This window comes from Alloacidobacterium sp., from assembly GCF_035631355.1.
Classification (GTDB): domain Bacteria; phylum Acidobacteriota; class Terriglobia; order Terriglobales; family Acidobacteriaceae; genus Alloacidobacterium.
On the sequence record NZ_DASQIX010000071.1, the window covers coordinates 82,678 to 105,441 of the forward strand.

Here is a 22,764-nt window from a genome sequence, read left to right on the forward strand (position 1 = left end):
TCTCATACGGAGACTCATCAGACTACAATCTGTTCTTCTATCTCAACGATGACGAGCGCAGCGGTTGCGACCCATTTTGGAGGCCGACCTTCAGCATCATCACACTGCGGTTCGTACAAGTGCCTTGATTTGGTGCTATACTCCGCGTCCAACAGCTGAACCAGGGAGCAGATTTGATGAACCCTTGACCGTGGAGTGGAGGTGCCATGTTGCTTCCGCGTTGGTACTCATTGACCGTTTCATACGGTAGCTCTTCGCAATCTCAATGTTTACGTGCCCTCGTGATTCACACAACGGTTGTGTTCATTGCTTTCATGCTTACGGCTTGCGGATGCAAAGCTCCGCTAGCGAAGTCATTTGTTCCACCTCCACCGCTCCCTGTTCCTTCAGACAGCATTGTTCCAACGGATTCAAATTCGACGGGCGCAGCGGCCACTGGCCGGTTTTCCGTTAACTCGGATGGGGCTGCTACATACTCGTACCCCATCTGGGTCCCCAAAGGCAGAAGAGCAATACAGCCGACGCTGGCGATAGAGTATAGCAGCACTAAGGAGAATGGAGCACTTGGAGTGGGTTGGGTCCTGCAAGGCCTCTCCAGTATCACCCGGTGTAAGCGTGACATTGCGCGCGATGGTTTCAATGCCGCCATTCAATTCGACAAGACGGATGCGCTCTGTTTGGACGGGCAGAGGCTTGTCGCGTTTCCAGGTGTGAACGATGGTGTTACTGGCGTTTTCGGAGCCGCCGGAACCGAATACCGAACGGAGGACGAGCAGTTTTCACGCGTTATCAACGGACCCACAGACGACATGGGACCGCTCTCTTTCGAAGTGCGTTTAAAAGACGGCCGTATATTTTTCTACGGAACAACAAAAGATTCTCGCCTCGAAGGTCAGCGATTCAAGAGCACTCCCGCCTCGCTTGCCGGCCAGAAAATTAATAAAGACTTTACGCAAACGGTTCGCTTGACGTGGTCACTCTCTGAAGTACAAGACCGCTTCGGAAACAACATGACGGTTACGTATGCGACTACAGGTGATCCAGCGAACCTGCAAGGTTATGAACAGCTGCCGCAGGCCATCAGATACACAGGAACTTTAGATCAAAGCCTTGCTCCTCGGCGTTCCGTGAATTTCATATATGAAGAACGCCCCGATACCCAAACGACCTTTATATCAGGTTTCAGGCTGCAACTGCGCCACCGCGTGTCACAAATCAACCTATCTGCACCAAACCCGGTCGAAACCTCTCTTGTGAAATCGTACCTTTTGAAATACAACGTCTCGAGTGGGAGCGGGCGAAGTCTATTGTCTAGTGTCTCCGAATGTGATGCCAATCAGATATGTTTGGCCCCTTCAAAATTTGGATACACGGTTGAAGTCCCCGATAGATTCACGGACATCGATACCGGTATTCATGACGACACTGCGGTTGGGGAAAATACAACTTCGGTAGGTTCGGTTTTTCGACAGGTCCTTACTGGGGATATCAATGGAGACGGTTGTGACGACATCATCTACTCTGCCCAAGATAACAAAGCAAACCTAAGTCAAGCCGCTTACCGTCTCAGTTCTTGTTACGACGCAATCTCGCACGGACAGTCCGTCTTCCCCGCGCCTAACCCGGACGATCTATTCCTACTTAGTCCCCAAACCGCCGGGGCTCCGGACTCCGGGGTCCCTCCTTTTACTTTCAATAACCCGCTCACGTACTCGATCTTTAATCCCGCGACCTGTGCCACTTCAGGTATAACTGTTGGCTGCTTCAACCAACTCACTGCGTTGGATTTCGATCTTGACGGTCGGGCAGATTTGTTCTCTTACTTTGTCACCCAAGATTGCGACCATCCTACTCCACACACGTGTAGCGTCAGCACGACATGGAACCAAAATTTCTTGACATCCATTTACCTTGCATCGTCCGTTCCACCTGCCCAGTGGAATCCATTTAGTGGTCTTTTTGGAGGGGATACCCAAAACCTTGTCCTCACAACAACTCCGACGCCGATGCCGATACTTGGGACGGCAAACCCTCCAGACATCTCGACCTACGTTGGTGATATCAACGGTGATGGATTTCCTGACCTGGTTCACTTGATCACAACTCCGGGGGAAAAGGGGGCGCTGTGGTCCTCTCAACTGAATCAAGGAAGAGCCTTGCTGCCGCCTCTTCTTCAGCAGAAATGTGGTACACCCGGAAACCCGTGTCTCAGCCTTGGGCCACAACTAATGTTCTTTCCAGGAAGTACTCCAGTCTCGGGACTAACGAACGTCTTCATGTCGGATATCTTCAGGGAAGGAACAACCGACCTCCTTTTACGCGATCTTGGAGGTACGAATTGGTATGCCGCCTACCGGCTAAGTCCACGGAATTGCCTACCAGGTATACAGTTCTGCCCGGTTCTCCCGCCGCCGAACCTCGCTTTAGTCGCAGGTGACGCGTACACACCGCCGCGAAACGACTACTTCATCGACGTCACCGGAGACGGTCTCCCCGATTCTGTGTCTGTTCCATCCGCGCCGTCGCTTCCCCCAGCACTTCCTTTTGCCGATCAACATCCTTATATAGCCGTCAACACGGGAAACGGATTCGACACTCCAGTTCAGATCACTCAAGGTGCTCTTCCTCGGAGTATGAATCCGGCTACGTTCGACTACGACGGCAACGGAACGCAGGATTTAATTTACACCAGTGTTGAGCAAAGACCGCAGGCGTCAGCTTGGTTACCCGTTGACATGCAGGGGAACGGTCTCACAGAAATAGTCCAGTTATGGGACAACTACAATAGGCTCGGCATGACCGTCTGGGCTCCGAATGCGAACGATAGTTATTCGCAGTTATGGTCCAAGAGCGATATGGGCCAGGGATCGGGCGCTTTGCAGTGGTTGCCGGTACACATGTTCGGTGATGGCAAGACGCAGATCGTACAGCTCTGGGAAGACAACTCCAATCACGACCACAGACTCGCCATGATTGTATGGGGTCCGAATCCGGATGGCCGTTTCTCCCAGCTTTGGGGAGCAACTATGGGCCAGGGATCGGGCGCGGAGAAATGGCTACCCGTGGACATGCAGGGAGACGGCCGGACCGAAATTGCGCAGTTGTGGAATAGTCACGGGAATCTGGGCTTTATCGTCTGGCGTCCGAATGCTGATGGCAGCTACTCGCAAGTGTGTTGCGCGGGAGACACCGGCCATTCGCTCGAATCCAAGGCCGTCTGGCTACCCGTGGACATGCACGGGGACGGCAAGACCGAGATAGTGGAGCTTTGGGACAACAACAATACAGTCGGCATGAATGTTTGGGCCCCGAATGCAAATTACAGTTATTCACTTGCGTCGACATCGAGCGATATGGGCCCGGGCTCCGGGGAGGTCGTTTGGGTTCCAATCGACATGTTCGGTGATGGCAAGACCGAGATTGCTCAGTTCTGGCCTAATCACAACAAAATCTCCGTTATCGTTTGGAGGCCGAATAGTAACAACACATACTCGCGAATCGGCGGCGGTGATACGAATCAGGACTTCGTTCCCACGATGCGCTGGCTCCCGGTACACATGCCAGGTCGTAAAAATGCCATCACCCAAGTGTGGGACAACCAGAACCAGAACCAGCTCGGAATGAACGTATGGGTACCCGATGCGAACAACAGTTTTTCTATAGGTTGGCAATCCATAAATATGGGTCAGGGATCCGGCGGCGAGTGGGTGACAGCAGACCTGATTCGAGGCAACCAAACTCGTATTGTTCAGCTCTGGAACAGCAATCCTGCGCTAAACGTTCACAAGCTGGGAATGATCGTTTGGGTGCCGCACTTCGACGATAGTTATTCACAGGCTTGGGGCTCGAGTGACATGGGCTCGTACCTCTATGCCCTTCTTACTGGAGACAATGGTCACTATCAATCGACACCGCTCCTTGATCAAATGGGAAACCCAATACGTTCCGGTTCAAATCTTCGAGTATTTGACGCGAACGGCGATGGCTTGATGGATCTCGTGCAAATCTTGGATGGCGACATCCATGTCTATGTCCGGGACGGTATCAAACGCGATCTACTCACCGAAGTCGTGGATAGAGGAGCTCTGATAACGGCTAGCTACGCTCCGCTGTCAAGCCACGACGCTTATACCACAACCGTTCCGCCCGGAGTGGCCTCGTCGGCAGGTACTCCAACACCGTTTTCTCCGGGTAACACATATGTTGTGAATCGCGGCGGCTGGGTTGTGACCCAGTATAGTGTCCCCCGCGCAGGCTCGCTCGAGCCTTCTGATCCTGTCAACAGCTATACCTTCTCTTACGCGGACGGCCGAACCGACTTGCACGGCCGAGGATGGCTCGGGTTCGGGCGTATTACCATGACCGACCAGCAGACCCATGCCCAAACTACTACAACCTATGACAACACCACAATGGTCGCCAGCACGCAGGGGCCACCAACTGCAAATCTCGCTGCTTATCCGCTGGCGTATCGTCCTCATGTTATTGACACGGTTGTAACTCTGACAGACAGCGGACGCTTCAATGAGCGAATAACTACTACTACGTACAAAACGAGTGGTAAAGCAGACGGCTCCTACGTAGCAGTCTTTCCGGTCGAAACATTAAGGCAGGAATTCGAAGGTGCTTCTCAAGGTTCAAAAGCCTTGATTCGCAGCCTCGATACCACAATGGGTTATGACAATTTTGCAAATCCGACGCAAGTTTTGCGAAAGACAGGCGACGGCTATATCAACTCCTCGACCGCAACATATCAAGAAGACCCGGCCTTATGGCTGATTTCCGCACAGACAGGCGCTGTCGATTCCAGCACTACTCCTACCGGCGCTATGACTACGAGAACCACGGGATTCGTTCCGGATCCGAATACCGGTGCGCCCTTGAGCGAGACCGTCGAACCCAACGGAAACCAAGATACTTATCGCCAGACAACATACGAAGTGGATTCCCATGGGATTCCCACCAGCATTTCCGCCCGTGATCAATCAGGTAAACATTCCCGTGTTTGGCGGTTAGGTTTTGACTCGGAAGACCTGTTTCCATCATTTACGGCAAACGCGTTAGGCCATGTCGAAAGATTCGCTATCCACCCGGCATTTGGTTCCACGGCTCTCTACGAGGACATCAATCAGGTCACGCAGAAACGTCAATATGATGGCTTCGGCAGGCCGCGATCTGTCCTTCCGGCTGACGGGGCGAACGTAAGTGTCACATATCCGTCTGGCTTGTTTCCTGAAATGGACATTAAGCGGGCAGACGGCTACCTCATTAGTGTTTATTCGGATGCATACATGAATGAGGTTGAACGGGACTGGACCGGCTTTGACGGGCAAACCACTATTCTGCTTACTTCTTATGATGCACAAGGCTTAGTAAGCGAGCAGGATGGACCTTGCCTAGACTCGGACACGCCGTGCTCGGCATCGAGTTCAGAGCAGTATACATACGACGAATTAGGACGCCCGATTGGACTAGCCCACGCCGACGGAAGCAGTCGTAAAACGACCCACATCAATCTGAAGACTGCTTACTTCGATGAATTGCAAAATCAACGCTACACCCTACAGGATCAGCTCGGACGCGTAACAAAAAGCGTGGCCATATCTGACTCGGATGTGGAAATCCCCGTCAGCTACGGTTACGGACCGTTTAATCTTCTCGAGACCATTCTTGATCCGAGGGGGAATATCATTCACACGACTTACGACATTAGGGGTCGGCCTAGCACTCTGGATCATCCCGACAGCGGAAAGCACACATTTAGCTGGAATCCGTTCGGCGATTTGCGAGAGGAACGTGATGGGAATGGACATCTCACCCGATATAAGCGAGATCCTCTCGGCAGAATAACAGCGATAAGAGACAAGGACGGCTTAACAGATTTTTGTTGGGATATTTCTCCTCACGGCTTCGGAATGATTGGACAAGCGAGAAGTAACAGCGGCATAAAAGGGACTTACAGTTACGACACAATAAGCAGGCCCGTCGCGATCGACTCGCGCATTGCAGGAAAGAGCTATGAAATCGGCATCAGCTTTGATTCCATAGGCCGCGTTGCCTCTATCACATATCCTCATACGCAATCCGGACCTCGCTTCGGCATCCGGCAGGTATTCAATCCATACGGCTACTTGCAGCAAATCGTTGACGCTAACTCCGGCATGCTCTTTTGGAAAGCAAATAAGGAAAACGAGCGCGGACAAATCACGGACGAAGTGCTCGGTAGTGGCGCGGACACTCAACGCGGGTTCGACATACGGGGATTTCTTCGCACTATCTCGACATCTGCGGGCGGAACCCTTGTACAACAACTGGCCTATACCTACTTTCCAACCGGCTCACTGCAGTCCCGCACTGCGCAACTGCAGCTTTCCACAGTCGCTGAGAACTTCAAATATGACGCGCTCGACAGATTGCGAGAATGGACCGCAAGCTCAGCCCCAAATACCGCACCGAACAATTCTGCACAATCATTGGATCAAACGTTTTCTTACGATGAGCTAGGGAATCTTCTCGAACGAGCTATAACATTCGGACCTGGCGAAAGGCAGACCTATCAATATGGCAGAAACGCCGGCCCCCACGCAGCTACGCAAGTCAATTCCCAAACATATGGTTACGACTTAGCGGGCAATCAAATATCCGGTCCGGCACGTCATATGCGATATACATCATTCAATCTGCCCTCCCAGCTGAAGAACGGGCGCACACATTTTGTCTTTAAATACGATGCGATGCACCAACGAGTCTTGCAGCGAGCGTCGAATGGTGACAAGATCATCTACATGAATGGCCTGTACGAGCAACGAAGCCAAAAGGGTGAACTTACGGACATATATTACATACCTGGCTTTGGCCACTTAATAGGTCAGGTCGAGCGACGCGCCGACGTAGGCCAAACAATTCGTTATTTCTATCATGATCACTTGAGTTCGGTCCAAGCCGCTACCGACAATAACGCGTCTGCTATTACAGCCGAGGTCGATTACGAGCCTCTTGGTATGCATGGTGATCCATCGAATCCAGCGCTGTCCTCATCGAGGGGATTAGGCAGCATAAGAAAAGATTTCACGGAACAAACGTTGGACGCCCCATTAGAGCTGCTCGACATGAACGGCCGCATCTATGATCCCAGGCTGGGCCGCTTTCTTACGCCGGATCCAATAGTTCAGCGTCCGATGCGGAGCGAATCCCTGAATCCGTACAGCTACGCATTGAACAATCCGTTAAAGTGGATCGATCCATCTGGCTTTCAGAGCCAGTCGGCGGATGGCAACGCTGATGAGTGGGAACCTTACCCAGGGACTTCTGCTGAATGTAGCAATTGCCAGATGGGGGAAGAGTTCATTATCGTTCCAACAACCCCAAATGCCAGCAGCACGGTGCCCAGCGCAACTACCGACGATAATGGAACTATTTCTCCACCGCCCCTGGTGAATGCGCCGGATAATCCGGGGGCTGATTTATCCGGAGAAGCGAAAAGCCTTCCTTCAGAATGGAAACCGTATCCGTATGGGTCTGGTGCGCCAAGGGACCCATACGTATATGAGACTTTCGTATATGGCAGACGCGAACTGTCGTCCCCGCCTTTGGTACAGGCTGAGGAGAACGAGAATTTGGATTGGCTCTCGGCTGGAGTCGTGCCGCAGGTACTCTCGCGCCCCGCCCCTCCTACCGGTTTACAGGCATCATCCGCTCCACCAACTTGGACAGAAGAGAACGACACAGACGTTCAAAAGTACATAGCGGACGCAATGAGCCGCAGCAAAAACAACATAACAAAAGCTTGGTACAACCTACTCGACTTACGACAGGAACCCACAAATTATTACGATACTAACTTGGCAAATGCAGCGAACTATCTTGGTGCACGTTACCAGGTCATGAGCAGCGGATATGAGGTCGCTATTAACAAGATTTATTGGTACAACCTGCTGAAGGGCTTGGGCATAACATTCCAACTAGGTGGTGGCCCAGTTTCACCGTTTAGCATCGCGCAGATGGATTGGGAGTATAAGGGTGCATACGATGAGTTCGTTTCCGAATTCGGGCACCCTCCTGTTATCGCGGCTCCGGGAGAACGTGGAGAAGTCTTCTAATCTGGAATTTCCTTTTTGAACTTGGAGACACCATGACTATACGACACTCTCGGCTGTTCGCGACATCGCCGACCTTTTCTGGAACATGATCAACCCAAAATGTCGTTATGCGAGGAGTGAGACTGGCCGGTCACTGTTGAGAAGGGCTCGAAAATTTCCGATGTTTCGGGAGGCAATCAGTTTCCGGAACGTTGTTCCTCCCAGCGGGTGCCGTCGCAGGAAATTTCTGGCGCTCAGAACAGCGGCGGAAGGTAAGGGAAAGGGTTCTCGCTCCCCTGCTCTCCGGTAGCCTGGTCCAAAGGAAACCTTGCCAGCAACAAAGCCGAAAATGTGGAAAAGCCGTTATGATCCTGTGTCAGGTTGTTGTAGACGCCTTCAAGTGTGTCGGAGGCCGCTTGAACAATGGCTCGCATATTGAATCCAAGCTGTGACTGGAGGTAGTAAATGAACAACAAAGCGCACCTGTAGGAAAATTTGTTCGTGTCCGTCTGGTCCGTTTTCGTGACAAAGTCGGGTCTCCTCTGCAGAGGAAAGAGAGGAAGCGCAAACAACCATGCCTTAATTCCATCTAGCCCGGTTGCCTCTTGCGGATAGAGGAAAAAGCTCGCCGCCTGCGAGAGCCCTTCCCCATTGCTTTTGTTTGCGGCCCAACCCTTATTCTGCGCAGTCATGAAGATCTCAATCAACTCTGCAACCAGCACAGACCGCGCCGAAGAGAAGTCGCTGGTCGCTCCGAGGTCGATTGTGATGTTCTTGCCGCCGTAATTGCTCCCGCTACGATCCGCTCGCGTCGGGCCGATTTGGACGGTGAAAGGAGCGCCTCCCGGAGTCAGGCCGTCGAACCACGAAGCGATGGTGTCGTAGTCCTGCTCACAGGTTTCTAACAAATTCACAGAAAGAGCTATCGCCGAAGGGCCGTCAAGGGTGTTGTCGAACTCGAAATTGAAATGATTATATGTTGAACCCGAATCGATGAATCCAGCGTCTGCCATATCGTTTTCCTAAGCCGCTCCAATGCACGCAGTCTCTCGATCTTCGCGCTTGCACAAGCGAGGAACGATCCATGCGACACACTATGAAATTCTGCACAATCCTTACGAGCTTTGTCCTGGCGTTAACATGTCTGGCCAAGGCCGACAACGCGTTGCAGCCTTGGCCTGGCTAGCCCACGCTGCAGTCCAATACGATCGTCAGACCATGGCTGATCCTAAAATGTGCCTTCTCCGATGAACCCACGACGCGTACCTTGCCCAGTGGGCTCAATCCAGCGATCACCGATCTAGATACCTATATCAACCTCTTCCTGACGATCGGCGGCGTGGGTGCGGGAAACGTCTATGACTATTATCACGACGTGAGCTATGGATTGATCTCGTTTAACTCTAGCGTTGTTGTAGGGTGGGTTCCTGCACCGTTTGCGAGCAACAATACGCTGGACCGGCAGTCCCGTGTTCAGCAGTGCGCAAATGCGCCCGGTGCGGGACTCGGAACGGGCGGCCTCGACCCGAGCAGGTTCTGGGGAATCATCATGGTGACCAACAAGCCACAGGACGGTGGTGCTTGCTATGACGGACAGCAGCCGATGCAAATTCAAGGTAAGTTTTACAATCTCGCGTGCGTCGTGTTTGACTCGAACAGCATGTGGACTGCTTTTGCGGCCCATGAGGTTGGCCACGGACTTGGAATGCCGCATTCTTGGGACAGTTCGCCGTGCGAGTACTGCGATCCGTATGACATGATGAGTGCCTTAAATACGTCGCAGTTCTTTTTGCCGAACTTTCCAGGCATACGGTGCGGAGACTTTCCTCGGGGAGGGGAGTCGAACCCCCACGGGCCGAAGCCCGGCGGATTTTTGAGTCCGCTGCGTCTGCCAGCAAATACTTATCCATCAACATGATAGCTATGAGACGCTGAAAACTGTGGAAGAAAATGTGTAAATTTCGGTTTTTTCCTAAATCAGCCTCGGCCCTGACCGATCACCCTTGGGAAGCCTTCTGTGCTGGTTTTTGAAGAAGACGCCAGAATGGTGGCGGGTATCGGAATCGAACCGATATGAGATTGCTCTCGGGGGTTTTTGAGACCCCTGCGTCTGCCAGTTCCGCCAACCCGCCAACATCTCTATTAGACCATACAAAAGCTGGTCCGAAGACAGCCATTCTTTAGCTCACGATCAAACCTTGCGCGACTTGTATGCTTTCGGCTTGCGGCTCAATTTTCTGTGTTGCCGCTGGCTCTTGCTGGATCGCAGTCGGATGCGACACGTCGCGGTTCAACTCGTATCCCAGCGCCTTCGCATCGTTGGTGTACATCCGCACGTCGAATTGCGCGCGCGATACCGCCACATAGGCCATGCGGCTGTTGACGAGTTCGCCGGGAGCTTGTTCCGTGTCCACGTGGATCAGCACGCGCTCTGCTGTCTGGCCCTGACTGCTGTGACTCGTCACAGCATAACCGTACTCGAGATGCGGATGCTGTTTCGTCTTGAACTCGACCTCGCTCCCGAGTCCATGCGGAGTTTCAGATTGCCGTCGCTCTCGATTCGCTCGATGGTCGCCAGTTCGCGGCTAGCGAGTCTCTGTTCATGGTACGGTGCCGTGAGTTGCACACGGTCGCCCTCGGCAAACTTGCGCTCGCTGTCGCGGTAGACCGTTACACCCTGCAAGCGACGCGGATCGTAGCTCAGTTCTTTGCCGCCGTGCCGCTTCACTGTGAGCGTGTTGCTTTCGCGGCCTACGTGCGACACTCGCGCATATTCTCCCGGCTCTATTCCGAGAGGCTTCGAGCCTTTCGAGCAGCGCAGTACGTCGCCCTTCTCGTAGTTCCGTGCATGCTGTCGGTCTGCGCCGGTCACACCCTGCCGCGCATAGAGCACGTGTACGCGCTGTTCGTCGGTCGAGACTTTGCGCTCGCTCTGCATCGTGCGATGGATGGCCTCATTGATCTCGTGGCGCGAAGCGTTATCCGGCGATACAACCAATGTCCGCTCCGGCGAGCGCACGTACTCGCGGGCAATTTCGCTGATACGTTCCTGCAGGTCGCCGATTTCGTGCACACGGCACTGGCTGTTTAGATTGCCTATGACTTCGCGCACTTCGCCACGTGCAAGCTGCTTCACCGCCTCTTTGAGCGCCGGGTCTTTCTGCCGAATGATTTCATCCAGTCTGGCTGTGCGCATTCCCGCTTCCTGCAACTGCGCATAGGGTCGTCCCGCTTCGACTGCCTCATGCTGGCGCACGTCGCCCACGAACAACACGCGGTCGTTCTCTTTCAGTCGCTCGACGAACGTGTGTATCTGCTTCGTGCTCGCCATGCTCGATTCATCGACCACGTAGAGCCGTTTCTGTCCGTCGCCTTGCTGCTCGCCCCGTGCAAGATGCCTTTGCAATGTTTGCGTCTCGATGCCTGCTTCAGCGAGTTTCTGCGCGGCCCTCGATGTCGGTGCGAGTCCTTCCACCTGATAGCCCGCGCGCTCCGCCCCTTCACGGACAGCGGTTAAGGAAGTCGTCTTTCCGCCTCCGGCTACACCTTCAAGTGCCATCATGCGGTCGCGGCTCGTCAGCACATCCTCGACCGCGTTCCGCTGGCTCACGCTCAAGTGCCGATGCTGCTCCATCGTCTGCTGCCGTACGTGGCCGTCTGCCAACACCTCGCGCGTGCCCTAGCCCAGCTTCATCCGCTCGATTAGTTCGCGCTCGAAATTCTGCATTTCGCCGGTCGTGAACGCGCGGCCTGCGAGTCCCGGTCTGAGCGCCACTTCGATCAGCTCCTGGCGTTCCACACGCCGCTCGAACTCGGCGCGAATCTCCGGCAACCTAGCCTCGCCCATAGTGTGCTTGAGGGCACCGCGCATTAGCATTCTTTCATCGGCTACGGCCTCGCGCTCCATGCCGCGCTCGCGTGCGTAGCTCACGCCCTCGTGCGCGGCAACTCCCGCGTGCTCCGGCTTCAGGTCCACACCGGGCCGCTGCGCCGCCTCTTTGACAACGTGCTGCGGCTGCTGGCCGTGTTCGGCTGCGAGTCGCTGGTGCTGCGCTCGCACCCCTTCATGCGATGAGGGCTGTTTGGCGTCGCGCGTCTGATGCGCGGCGATCTGCGCGGCGCCAGCCCGCGCACTCCTGCCTTTTCCATATACTCTTCGATCTGCCGCCGCCGCGGACTCGAAGCCTCCAAATACTCGCGCGTGTAGCCCTTGATCTCCGGCTGCCCGATCTCGTCAAGCGCCGTGCGCACGCTCTCCCGATGGGCCTCACGCACTCGATCATCCCGCCGACTAACGCGGTCAGAGATACACTCTTGGGCACGCTGAACGTCGCATCCCATCCTCGGCCCGGCCTGCGCTCTCGCGCCGCTCTTTAGGTAGTGCGAGAGATACAACCGCTGCGCCGCCGTCCAGTTCTCGTACCCATCGAACCACACCGCGAAGACGAAGAACGCAACCGCAAGCACTACCGCTCCCAGCGTCCACCATCGCGTTCGGCTTGGCCATGGCTTCGCGTACTGTTTCCGGCCCCACTCCGCCATATCCTCAGACCTCCTCTGCCTGTGGCTCTTCAGCCTCCGGCTTCTCAGCCGAGACACCGGCCTGCTTCCTCGCCTGGTTCCGCACCGCCTCTATCCGCTTCCGCACCCGCTCTCCCTTCACCGCGTCGGCCCGCTCGATCAGTGCCCGCACCTCCGCTTCCGGGATCGCCTCACCCTTCGCCGCCCGGAAGAACAGGTTCAACAGCAGCGTGCGCAACGCCAGCAACTCGGCCAGCATCACCTCCCGGATAAGCTCGCCCTCGGTCGTCGTCGCGGCCAGCCGTACATCCCGCATCCATTCCGAGAGCGTCCGTCCCGCCGCTTGCGCGCGCCTCCAGCGCCGCGAACTCTTCCTCGCTCACCTTCGTGCCTACGGATTTAGTGCGGAGCGGCGGCTTCTGAGGACACCGCCTGGGCTGGACTCGGTATCGGAACCACACGCTGGGCGCGTGTTGCGGGCTGGCTTGCTGGAAGGGCCGCAGGAAGAGGAACGGAGCGATTTCGAGCTAAGGGGATCAGCAGCATCGAGTTACCCCACAACAACTTTCGCTTGCCGTTATGGTAACCCAACTCCCGCGTTTTTTCTCTTAGCCACCTGCCTTCAACAAGTTCCCGGACGGTAACTTCAAGTTACTGCACAGCTCCCATTCTGGGGTGAAGTGTCACAACTCCTACCGATGCCGAAGGCAGCGCCTCCGGTCTTGGAACACTCAGCTTGCACGGAGCTCCCTGATAGTCGATCTGCCCCCGGCGAAGTTCAGAGGTACAGCTTGCGAAACAGGCGGTCATCATCGCCGGTGTCGGCATCTGCATTTGAAGGCAGCATGGAGGCCAGCCAAGTCCCCCACGTCCAGCTTGAACGCGGCGATCTTCGCCACGTGGATCCCGAACGTCCCCGCGATTCCCCGAATGCGCTCCCGAAAGTCCAGCTAGGAAAGCCCCAGCCGTTGGTGTGGTAGATGCTGTCGCGTCCGCTTGTCCCCACCCGTTCAAGGAACTTCCGGCGACGCCGCCCGCATCGCCTGCAAGTTCACGGCCAGTTCGGACTGCTGAGGACCATTCCGCGAGCTTCTGCGCTCGCATTGGAATGCCGTCAACTTCGATTTCGGAAAGCTGATGCAGGGCTATTTCGTCGATTTTTTTTGTCAATAGACGAAAGTTCGGAATGCGCTCGATCAATGACACTTTGGGCACATTCGATCTCTCTCAGGATTCAATTGAGAGACACGATGCTGAATTGTCTCGATTGAAAGCCTGAAACTGTCGGATCCCCTCGCAGTCGCTGGCAAGAAGAGCCACGGTGAGCGAGCTTCATCGGATATCTTCTCTTGCAGTACGCTCAACCTCGCGTTACCGCGAGACGTGACGAGAACACGCTTGCCAAGAGCAAGATAGTGGCAAATTTTATTTACAATTGTGTGGGTCTTGCCGGTCCCCAGAGGGTCCCTGCACTGCGATTTCAGTCGCGGAGATGGAGCAATTGCGACGGGAGATGGCGGATACCAAGCTGCGTTTCTATTTCACGAAAAACCCTTGTGAACTCCCTGAGACGGCAAGGTTGGCTCTGCAGAGGTCATACCCACTAATTCACGATCAATGCGCTCCAGCAATTGCACGCTCCGGGAAGAAGCTACTTTTCGAATAAAGAACTTGCTCGTCGATGCAGCGATTTGAAAGTCGGTATCCCCATTGCCAAAGTATCGATCCGCAGCCGGCCCGATCTGATGTAAGGGGCCAAGCTGGTTGGTTGCGGAGCCTGGGTCCTCTACATGCATAGCCACCGATGCGAAACGTGAATTGGCCACAATGGTTTGGAAGAAGTGCTCGTCGGGGGCATACACGCTCCGATAACTGCGAACAAACTCCGGATGATTACGTACGAACTCCAGGATGGCGGTAATGCAATCATTGGTAAGTGCCCACCTTTGACTGCCAAAGTAGGGCACCATTCCAATCTCCCGCGGCAGATCCCGTCCCATAGCCTTGGTTACTAAATTGTAAAATGCGGCGCAGTCTCGAATCGAAAAATGGGTTCGCCAGCAGGGGTGTTATACGCCAGTGGCGTCCTATCGTGGTGTACAGGCAAGATTGGCGGGTAATCGGTGTGAGGGAGATCCACTCCCTGAATGGATCCTTTGTGAAGGCGGCCTCTAGAGAATCCAGCGGCTTAACCGGATAACGACTGCCGAGAGGAGAACAAAGCGATCGAATGTGCCATACAGCTTTGCCTGCTCCAATAGACTTAGGGTTGCTTCGATCATAGAGAAATCGCCCCAGTGCACCACGGTCCGCTGAGAAAGGACGATGGTTCCTGGGATTTCGGCGATCCGGTCCCAGCGGAAACTCGGTGGCCCTGCCGTCGACATGCACGAAGATGCTTTGGCCTTCGAGTGCGTGACATAGACGCTCAAGCTGCGGCGCATCTTGATGTGCGAGGATTAGAAAAGCGATGCGAGGCGGCGACACAACTGATCATATCGTTGAAGCGACTGTTGGACATCACGAACGTGCGATAAATCTCACCAACCGGTAAATCCCTGTCACCCCCAGAAACAGGTCCTTCATACCAGAGTAAGGTCCGAGGCGTGTACCAGAAGAGTCGGGGAAATATCCTCCGCTGAGCAGAATTTGACTGAAAATGCCAGCTCTGAGCAGGAATTGATTACTCTGCCGATAGATTCTCGTCCGGAGGAGATGCAGCTTCGACCGGAACTCCAGCTTTGCCGCGGAGTCTTTGAGGTGGGCCTCGAATTCAGGGCACTCCTCTGCCGCATGGGCCAAAAGATTCGAACACTGGAGTTCGGAGTCGGCTACTTCATCGTAGTCGATCGTTCTAGCGGTTCTGCGGAGTCGTTGCGCAAATGTAAGCCGTTGCGGCGCACCGTAGACGTTGCTTCCATGTTGACGATAAAGGGTGAGAATCTCTGAGATCGTCGCTATTCCCCCAGAGCCTGCCGCCAGGAACCAAAGCCAATGGTCGTGGGAGTGCAGTCTCGCCGGCCGTTGGCTGCTATCAACAAACTGCAGCAGCGTCTTCTTGATAACCATGGCGAATGCTGGATGATTAGAAAAAGGATCACATGCCCCCCACCGAAGAATGCCGCTCCGCGAGAACTTGGGATAACAATGACCAAGGCCGCCCGCATGCGTAAACGTCTGTGCAGTATGGATGACGAGAAGCACCTGCGGATCAGCAAGATAGCCTGAACAAACTTGAAGCTTTTGCTCCATCCAGATATCGTCCTGATCGCAAAATGCAATCAAGTCTCCTGTGCAGAGAGACGCCGCCTTCATAAAGTTATCGGCATAACCTAGCCTTGATTCATTTCGAATCACTGCTATGGGAAACGGAGCGTGTCGGGCGAATTCCTCAACGATCTGCAGAGTGGCGTCAGCCGAACCATCGTCAGTAATGACCAGTTCGCAGGGCAGCAACGTCTGGCGAGCGATACTGTCCAACTGTTCGCGAATGTGCTTTTCCCCGTTGTAGGTAGCCATTGCGACCGAAATATGAGGGTCATGTCGAGGAGTCGTTCTCATTACACAGCGGCTCGAAGATGAATCTTGCCAGCGCGGATCCGAAGAGCGGCGCGGACGTTCGGACTGAGCTTCCATGACCAGATTATCGTCGGTGCCAGCACAAGCAGTTCTAAACCCATTCTGCCCGACAAGATCGCAGAGGGCGCCAAAAGCGCAGCCGCCAGAACCAGAAGGCCACCGGGGAAAAGCCTCCGCCAATGAGGTACTCTTCCCGCCGCCGCAAACAGCAGGATACCGTCAATTCCAACGCGAAAGGTCCAAGCATAGGCTGCCCCCAGAAGCCCAAAGTAGTGCACGCCCAGCCAGAGAAAGCCCAGGAATGGCAACAATTCTATCGCGTGAAATTTCGCAACCAAGTCGGGACGACCACTGGCCTGCAAGTGGCTATAAGGTATATAGGAAAGTCCATTGATCCAAATACCGACCAAGAGCACAATTCCCACGGGCGCGGCGTGCTGTGCAAAGCTGAGGCCGACCCAGTAACGCATGAAGATTGGAAAAGCAGCTATGCCGAGAACGACCATTGGTGTCATGACTGAAGCCAGGGCCGCCAGCCCATCGGACGCCAATCGGGCGCTGTCTTCCTGATTCCCTCTGGAAAATTTGGGGAACAGAGTGGTTGTGAGTGCCCCCGGAACAGCCGATGCACGGCTCACCAGATTAAAAGGCACTGTGTAGAAGGCGACCGCCTCAGCACTGAGCAAGCTACCAATCAAAATACGGTCCATCGTACTCAGCACAGGATTCAACACATTCGTGAGCGTAATCCAGCCGCCATAAGAAAAAAGCGACTTCAAGCGCAACCGATCAAAACGACCGCCTTTCCCCAGCGGCAGCGCGCGGGCGATAACGACGAAGCTAGGGACCGCTCCCAAGCTCCGAGCAATGATGGTTGCGGGGATTAGCCAATTGAGCTGCGGGCCCATCCAGAATGCGACGGCGAGGGGGATCAGTTGTGAAATGGCGGCATTCGCCACGTTGAGTGAGTTGGAGACACCAAACCATTCCCGGGCCTGCAGCGCTCCACCGAGCACGCCCGTTACAGTTGACAGAGGAATGGATGCTGCCAACCATGGCAGGCTAGCAATGACTTCACCGCGCATCGACTCGGGCATTTTGAAAGTTGACATAAAGACTGGTCGCGCAGCGAAATAGAGCACAACTGCGCCGATCATTCCAAACGCCAGATTTACAACCAGCGCTGTCCAAAAAACACCCTCTCTCTCCTTCGCCTGTTTCGGCTCATGCAAGCGTGCAATATGGAATGCCGCAGCCCGGGTAATACCTGGATCAAACAATCCGAAGTACCCGAGGAATAACCAGACGATTGCAAGGACACCATATCGTGGGTACCCTATCAGATGCAGGTATGCAGGAACCGTGACCAGGCTTACGAGCGAAGGCGCGATCGAGCCCAGGAGGTTGTAGATAGTATTACGTTTGACGCTCATCGGATGTTGGGGACTCAACGGAAAAACATGGAGTTAGCTGATGAATGATGGTGAATGCGATTGACCGCTGTCTAATATGCGTCAATGTGTACGGGCAGAGTCAAGCTCTGAACGCTCTTTGTCTATCAAGCCCGGGACGTTTGAGGCTTCATTATTGATGCCTTTGCGGATAACGCAAAGGTTATAAAAGAACGCGATCTCAGTAATATGGGTATCGAGGTAGATTGGTTCTCCAGACATTGGGTTCTCAACACGATTGAGGCCATCGATGAGCGATTTCAGATAGTCCATGCTCGACCTGCCTTTAACCCCGCCCCAAGAGGGCCAATAAGCGGCCTGTAGATCTTCAATTGCATAATACCCCGGAGTGTTCAGTAGCGGAAACATTATCTGAAAAGTTTTCATAACGTGTTCGTTCAGGTGCTCCCATCGTCAATCACGATATCGAAAGGATCATAGCGCATCGAAATCTCACCTATCTTCTCGGCATCTGTTTGATCGCATTGCAGAATTTGCATGTTGTGTTCCGAGAGAGCGGATTTGTCATATAGATCGATTCCAACAACTCGCGAATTTGGAAAATAGCGTTTCCACATGCGCAGGGAAGCCGCGCCATTGGAGAGATCGGAATATCCGCCTACTCCAATCTCTAGAATTTTGAGCGGCTTTCTCCGCCACTTCTCGAAATACCGCTGATAATGCTCTGTATAAAAATGGGCTCCCCACTTGTCTGTGCCGTAGACGCGAGCCAGGAAACTCGGGTTGCCGTCCTACCGAACGTTCGTAGCGTATTGATAAGTCGCAGTAGCTTACGTCGTTGAGCAGGCGAGAGATTGTGCTTTAGGCGGCGCCTGATACTAGTGATTATTTGCATTCAAGAAATCACCCCTTCTTTCCGGGAACGAATTCGGTAACGGGGAAATGAAGGCCGGAATTAATGGGCATGCGTAAGCGCCTCGATTGAGTAATTAGGCCGACTCTATTCCACGAATCGGACTGTGGGACGCGAAGAGTGCCGTGATTGTTAGCATATCAGCTATTTGCCTTGGACAAGATCTATGAGCGCGACTGGAATCGCCACGGCTGGAGAGACCGCGAAAACTGGACCGCCTGGAATGTCAGCGGTTCATTAGATGCGATACAAAACCAGTGGGCCTCCTGGAAAGGCGCAGCCCTCATTGAGCTTGTCTCGAAGTGCTCGAGATTCTCAAAGAGATAGTTCATTGCAGTCGGACGAGTGAAGAACACCCAAGCATCCGTGACCACCGGATGCCCACCTGCGTGGGGAACCGTTTCGTCAGTTGGAAGGAGTTCTTTGTACATACCCTTGCTCTCGAGAACTACCGGCGATGAGCTTGAGAACATCCGGAGTAACTACCAGCGTCGAAAGGGGTAACTGGACGCAGCGCCTCCCTATTGGGAGTAATGGAATCAATTACAGTGTAATAATCTGGTATGGGTACTGCTACTGCAAGGAAAATTTAATGCCTACACGATTAGCCTGCCGTCCGAACTCGCACAAAGAGCCGAGGCGCTGGCTCAGAGAAACAGCCGCACCCATGAGCGCATTATTCCGCGAAGCCTTCCGCAGGCACTCTGTACAGCAGGTGCGAAGGACACTGGATGAACTGGGCGAATATGTCGCAGGACGCAACCCAAAAGGCTACACCGACGCCAATGTGCCCCTCATCCAACAGATGCGTGCAGAGAAGCTGCGCCGTCGCCAAGTCTAGTCTAACGGGTGATTGTCATCATAGACGCAACGTCTGGATTTCTGCGCTTCAGTTTGCGAAAACGTCGCGGCACGTCGGCTCTGGCGCTCGAAAAAGCGATGAGCGAAGAGGTGATTGCTACTTGTGATGAGATTGACGCGGAGATCGTGCGCGTCCTGACGGAAAAGTTCTCCTGGGAACAACACCGGGCAACGTCGGCGCTGCAAGCGATTTTGGCGCCTGGTATCCGTGTGAAGATTCGAGGCACAGTAAAGGTATGCCGTGATCCTAACGAAAGCGGATTTGCTGGTTGCAGAGGACAAGGACTTACTGACTCTCGGCACGTACAAGGGAACGCGCATTGTCACACCCTCGGAGGTATCTGAGAGCAAGATAAGCATCGCGGTGCCTCACCCGGTGCCGGGCTAGATTGGGCCGGTTCCGGCCCAAAACATGCCAAGATGGTTCCATCCTGGTTCGCTGGAAGGTAATCAGAAAGTAAGCAGTGCCAGTCTACCCTTCCTCAATCAAACGGATAGCCTCGGTTCGTCCGGGGCCTTTCCTCGGAGCCCGTCCTTTTCTTCGACGTGGCCTCATGATGTTGATAGCGGAAGCATCGAGCTGCGTCTTCAAATGCGCCGCATAGTATTTCTCAATCATCTCCACGCTTGTCCGGCAGTTCTTGGCGATCTGATAGATGTCGGCACCTTCAAGCAGGCGCAGACAGATGTAGGTGTGGCGCAGGCTATACGCCGTTCGCGGCCTGCCATCACGGATGGTGCGAAGCTTTTCTTCCTCAAGAATTGCGTTGAACAACTCGCGCGGCCATTTCGGGAATAGAAGATCAGTGGGTCCAGGAGCGTGCCACTCACCATTGGCCATCGATGCGGAACGGCTCCCCGATCTTCCCGGCCTTCCCTCTGGACGTGGGCGGGCTTTGAGCCGCTCAAACGGATGCACGGCACCTGTTGTGCTCTTGCAATAACCAACTCCGCGCTTTCCACGTACTTCGATCTCAAGGATGGTTTGGCCGCTCCCCTCGTCTTCTGTCACCGTAACGTCGCGGAACTGAAGACGCCTCGCCTCGTCGGGGCGGAGTCCAGTGTTGGCAGAGAACAGAACATAATCGTGAAGTTGTTCCGCTTCCCAACGAAAACGAGGCTGCTTTGGATCCTGGGCGCGTTTCCGCGTTGCCTCATAAGCTGTCTGTACTCTTCCGGTGAGAACCATGCTCGATGGGAAATCTTGGCAGACGCGCTGCATGGCACTGAAAAATCCGGGAGATGATCGATCCATCCGTACCGTAAAGCCGTTTTGAAAATCTGCCGTAGCGTCACGATTTCTTGGTGCATAGTGTTACGCGCTGGGGGCTTGCCGCGCAAACCCTTGCACTCTTCAAGACGATGGACGCGATATTCGTTGACCTTACCCGCCGTGATCTCAGGTAACACCATGCTGCCGAAGAACGGGATCAGATAGCCAGGCACGCGCGTGCTGTCCGCTCGCATATTTCGCGCTGCGCTGTCCCTGCGTCATGATGTCAAACTCGCGCAGGTACAACTTCGCAGCTTCGCGGAACAGCTTGCCACTCTTCAACTGACCGTCTCGGAGCTTGCCGCGCAATTGCAAATACCAGTCTTCCGCGAATTCCTTTGCTTTCGAGAGGCTGTCTTCTTTGGTGATGGTGCGCCGGTTCTTTCCTGCCAGATAGGCCGCGCATTGCCGCTGGAACTATTCGGACGCTTGTAGACGTGAACTTTGCCACCGAGAATGGCGTGATGTCTGCCATGCGGCTGCACATCCTGCTTCTCTATAAGAATCACAAAAGTGTGCAAGAGTTGCGCAAGTGCTGCGCCGCGAACAGCATCAGCACAAGTCATTTACTTTCATTTGCTTATTAGGGAGTCGATTTGAAATGAGCCGATTTTTAGTCCGCTGCGTCTGCCAGTTCCGCCATCCCGGCCTTGGGTGGGCTGTGAACAGAGTAAATGAAGCTTCCCGCAAATAAAAGAGGAGCCGAAACTCCAGCCCCTCTTCACCTAATTGTCCTCGATGAAGCAGGCGGCACAACACGTGCGCTTAAGTATGAACGAGCGGCTGGCAGAACTGTTTATGTCGACTTTCCGGAGACGCTGAAAAAGGGCAACACGTACACCATTGAGTTCTACTACTCCTGCCATCCTGTCGAGATGGGACGTTTCGGAGGTTTCGTTTTCCGCACCGACCCAATAGGGCGTCCCCTTGTGAATACCGCATGCGAGGAGGAGGGCGCCAGTGTGTGGTGGCCCAATAAGGACCAGTGGCGAGACGAAGTTGAGAACATGGACATCAGCGTCGAGGCGCCCAGCGACCTTGTTGAAGTCTCCAATGGACGCCTTCAGCATAAGACCGATCTCGGAGACGGCTTCACGCGTTGGGACTGGGCCGTCAGCTATCCGATTAACAACTACGACGTTTCGCTGAACATCGGCAAATATGAGCACTTCAGCGATGTGTACAGCGACCAGTATGGATCGCTAACCCTTGACTACTATGTCTTTCCTGAAGATCTGGACAAAGCAAAGCGGCAGTTTCTTCAGGTCAAGAACATGCTTAAGGCTTTCGAGCATGCATTCGGCGAGTATCCCTTCTACAGAGATGGCTATAAGCTCATCGAAGCACTTTATTCAGGCGTTGAGAACCAGACGGCAATCACCTACGGGAATCATTTCGAGAACGGATATCTCGGCCGGCCTAAAACCGGTATTGGCACATGGTTTGATTTCATCATCGTGCACGAAAGCGCGCACGAGTGGTTCGGCAACAGCATCACAGCACGCGACCGGTCCGACATGTGGATTCATGAAGGCTGGGCGAATTACTGCGAATCCGTATTTGTCGAATATATGTGGGGCAAGGGCGACGCCATCACTTACATCAATACAGGCAAGGAAAATGTGAAGAACGTCGAGCCGGTGATTTGTGAAGAAGGCACAGCCTGCACCCCGCCAGCTGACCAGTACAAGAAAGGCGGTCTATTCCTTAACACCGTCCGCAGCGTTATCGATAATGACCATGAATGGTTTGCCCTGCTGCATGACTACTATCAGCACTTCAAATACCAGACCATCATGACGACGGACGTCGCAGCCTACTTCAGCAAGCACAGTGGGCGCGATCTGACCCCCATCTTCAACGAGTATCTCCGTTATGCTGCCATTCCAACACTGGAGCTGCGCTTTGATCGGCAGGCTCACACCGTCGCGTATCGCTGGCAGGCCGACGAACCGGCATTTGCCATGCCAATTAGGGTGGGAGACAAGAAACATTGGCAGCTGATCACACCAGTCACCACTCGCTGGCAAACCATGAGTACTTCGCTCGACAGTAAACAGTTCGATGTGGCTACAGACCTGTACTACGTGAATGTCCGGAAGCTTTGACTCGCTGCAACTTAAGCAG

Annotated in this window: 17 protein-coding genes and 1 tRNA gene; 4 read left to right on the plus strand and 14 right to left on the minus strand. The window is 54.2% G+C overall.

The features are described from left to right. Window positions 1-314: 314 nt before the first annotated feature. The gene (locus VEV40_RS13395) at window positions 315-8,099 is read left to right on the plus strand and encodes an RHS repeat-associated core domain-containing protein (RefSeq protein ID WP_324833019.1); all 7,785 of its coding nucleotides are present in this window, start codon (window positions 315-317) and stop codon (window positions 8,097-8,099) included. A gap of 233 nt (window positions 8,100-8,332) precedes the next feature. Here VEV40_RS13395 and VEV40_RS13400 read toward each other — a convergent pair whose 3' ends face one another. Beyond that, window positions 8,333-9,091 carry a hypothetical protein gene (locus VEV40_RS13400; protein ID WP_324832994.1) on the minus strand — a complete coding sequence of 253 codons (759 nt, stop codon included), beginning with the start codon at window positions 9,089-9,091 and terminating at the stop codon, window positions 8,333-8,335. Between the two features lie 254 nt (window positions 9,092-9,345). Here VEV40_RS13400 and VEV40_RS13405 point away from each other — a divergent pair, with 254 nt between their 5' ends. Continuing rightward, entirely contained in the window at window positions 9,346-9,996 is a 651-nt protein-coding gene (locus VEV40_RS13405; protein WP_324832995.1) for a hypothetical protein, read from the plus strand. Window positions 9,997-10,123: 127 nt separating this feature from the next. On the opposite strand, the gene VEV40_RS13410 is transcribed toward VEV40_RS13405, so the two are convergent. The 11 genes from VEV40_RS13410 to VEV40_RS13460 form a co-directional block, all read right to left on the minus strand. Beyond that, window positions 10,124-10,210 (minus strand) — tRNA-Leu (locus VEV40_RS13410). A 48-nt stretch (window positions 10,211-10,258) separates the two neighbouring features. After that, window positions 10,259-10,543 carry a helicase C-terminal domain-containing protein gene (locus VEV40_RS13415; protein WP_324832996.1) on the minus strand — a complete coding sequence of 95 codons (285 nt, stop codon included), beginning with the start codon at window positions 10,541-10,543 and terminating at the stop codon, window positions 10,259-10,261. Further along, complete coding sequence (locus VEV40_RS13420; RefSeq protein ID WP_324832997.1) at window positions 10,540-11,712, minus strand: AAA family ATPase; 1,173 nt, start codon at window positions 11,710-11,712, stop codon at window positions 10,540-10,542. Before VEV40_RS13420 ends, VEV40_RS13415 begins: the two co-directional genes overlap by 4 nt. 45 nt (window positions 11,713-11,757) lie before the next feature. Continuing rightward, window positions 11,758-12,054, minus strand: coding sequence for a hypothetical protein (locus VEV40_RS13425; RefSeq protein WP_349255860.1), 297 nt, complete (start codon window positions 12,052-12,054; stop codon window positions 11,758-11,760). Continuing rightward, window positions 12,045-12,620 (minus strand): hypothetical protein, encoded by a 576-nt coding sequence (locus VEV40_RS20780; protein ID WP_349255861.1) that lies wholly within the window; start codon window positions 12,618-12,620, stop codon window positions 12,045-12,047. Before VEV40_RS20780 ends, VEV40_RS13425 begins: the two co-directional genes overlap by 10 nt. A 4-nt stretch (window positions 12,621-12,624) precedes the next feature. Continuing rightward, complete coding sequence (locus VEV40_RS13435; RefSeq protein WP_324833002.1) at window positions 12,625-12,915, minus strand: hypothetical protein; 291 nt, start codon at window positions 12,913-12,915, stop codon at window positions 12,625-12,627. Between the two features lie 1,225 nt (window positions 12,916-14,140). Continuing rightward, entirely contained in the window at window positions 14,141-14,569 is a 429-nt protein-coding gene (locus tag VEV40_RS13440; protein ID WP_324833004.1) for a hypothetical protein, read from the minus strand. A gap of 201 nt (window positions 14,570-14,770) precedes the next feature. Then, on the minus strand, window positions 14,771-15,043 hold the full coding sequence (locus tag VEV40_RS13445) for a beta-1,6-N-acetylglucosaminyltransferase (RefSeq protein ID WP_324833005.1): 273 nt from the start codon (window positions 15,041-15,043) through the stop codon (window positions 14,771-14,773). A 76-nt stretch (window positions 15,044-15,119) separates the two neighbouring features. After that, complete coding sequence (locus VEV40_RS13450) at window positions 15,120-16,235, minus strand: glycosyltransferase family 2 protein (protein ID WP_324833007.1); 1,116 nt, start codon at window positions 16,233-16,235, stop codon at window positions 15,120-15,122. Continuing rightward, entirely contained in the window at window positions 16,160-17,611 is a 1,452-nt protein-coding gene (locus tag VEV40_RS13455; protein ID WP_324833009.1) for a flippase, read from the minus strand. The genes VEV40_RS13450 and VEV40_RS13455 overlap by 76 nt, the downstream gene beginning before the upstream one ends. 81 nt (window positions 17,612-17,692) lie before the next feature. After that, window positions 17,693-17,902 carry a hypothetical protein gene (locus tag VEV40_RS13460; RefSeq protein WP_324833010.1) on the minus strand — a complete coding sequence of 70 codons (210 nt, stop codon included), beginning with the start codon at window positions 17,900-17,902 and terminating at the stop codon, window positions 17,693-17,695. A gap of 1,193 nt (window positions 17,903-19,095) precedes the next feature. On the opposite strand from VEV40_RS13460, the gene VEV40_RS13465 reads away from it, so the two are divergent. Next, on the plus strand, window positions 19,096-19,344 hold the full coding sequence (locus VEV40_RS13465) for a hypothetical protein (protein WP_324833011.1): 249 nt from the start codon (window positions 19,096-19,098) through the stop codon (window positions 19,342-19,344). Between the two features lie 492 nt (window positions 19,345-19,836). Here the strand turns inward: VEV40_RS13465 and VEV40_RS13470 are convergent, their stop codons facing one another. Continuing rightward, window positions 19,837-20,586 (minus strand): hypothetical protein, encoded by a 750-nt coding sequence (locus tag VEV40_RS13470; protein ID WP_324833013.1) that lies wholly within the window; start codon window positions 20,584-20,586, stop codon window positions 19,837-19,839. 177 nt (window positions 20,587-20,763) lie between these two features. Then, window positions 20,764-20,946, minus strand: coding sequence for a hypothetical protein (locus VEV40_RS13475; protein WP_324833014.1), 183 nt, complete (start codon window positions 20,944-20,946; stop codon window positions 20,764-20,766). Window positions 20,947-21,311: 365 nt separating this feature from the next. Here VEV40_RS13475 and VEV40_RS13480 point away from each other — a divergent pair, with 365 nt between their 5' ends. Continuing rightward, window positions 21,312-22,745 (plus strand): M1 family metallopeptidase, encoded by a 1,434-nt coding sequence (locus tag VEV40_RS13480; protein ID WP_324833016.1) that lies wholly within the window; start codon window positions 21,312-21,314, stop codon window positions 22,743-22,745. Window positions 22,746-22,764 lie beyond the last annotated feature (19 nt).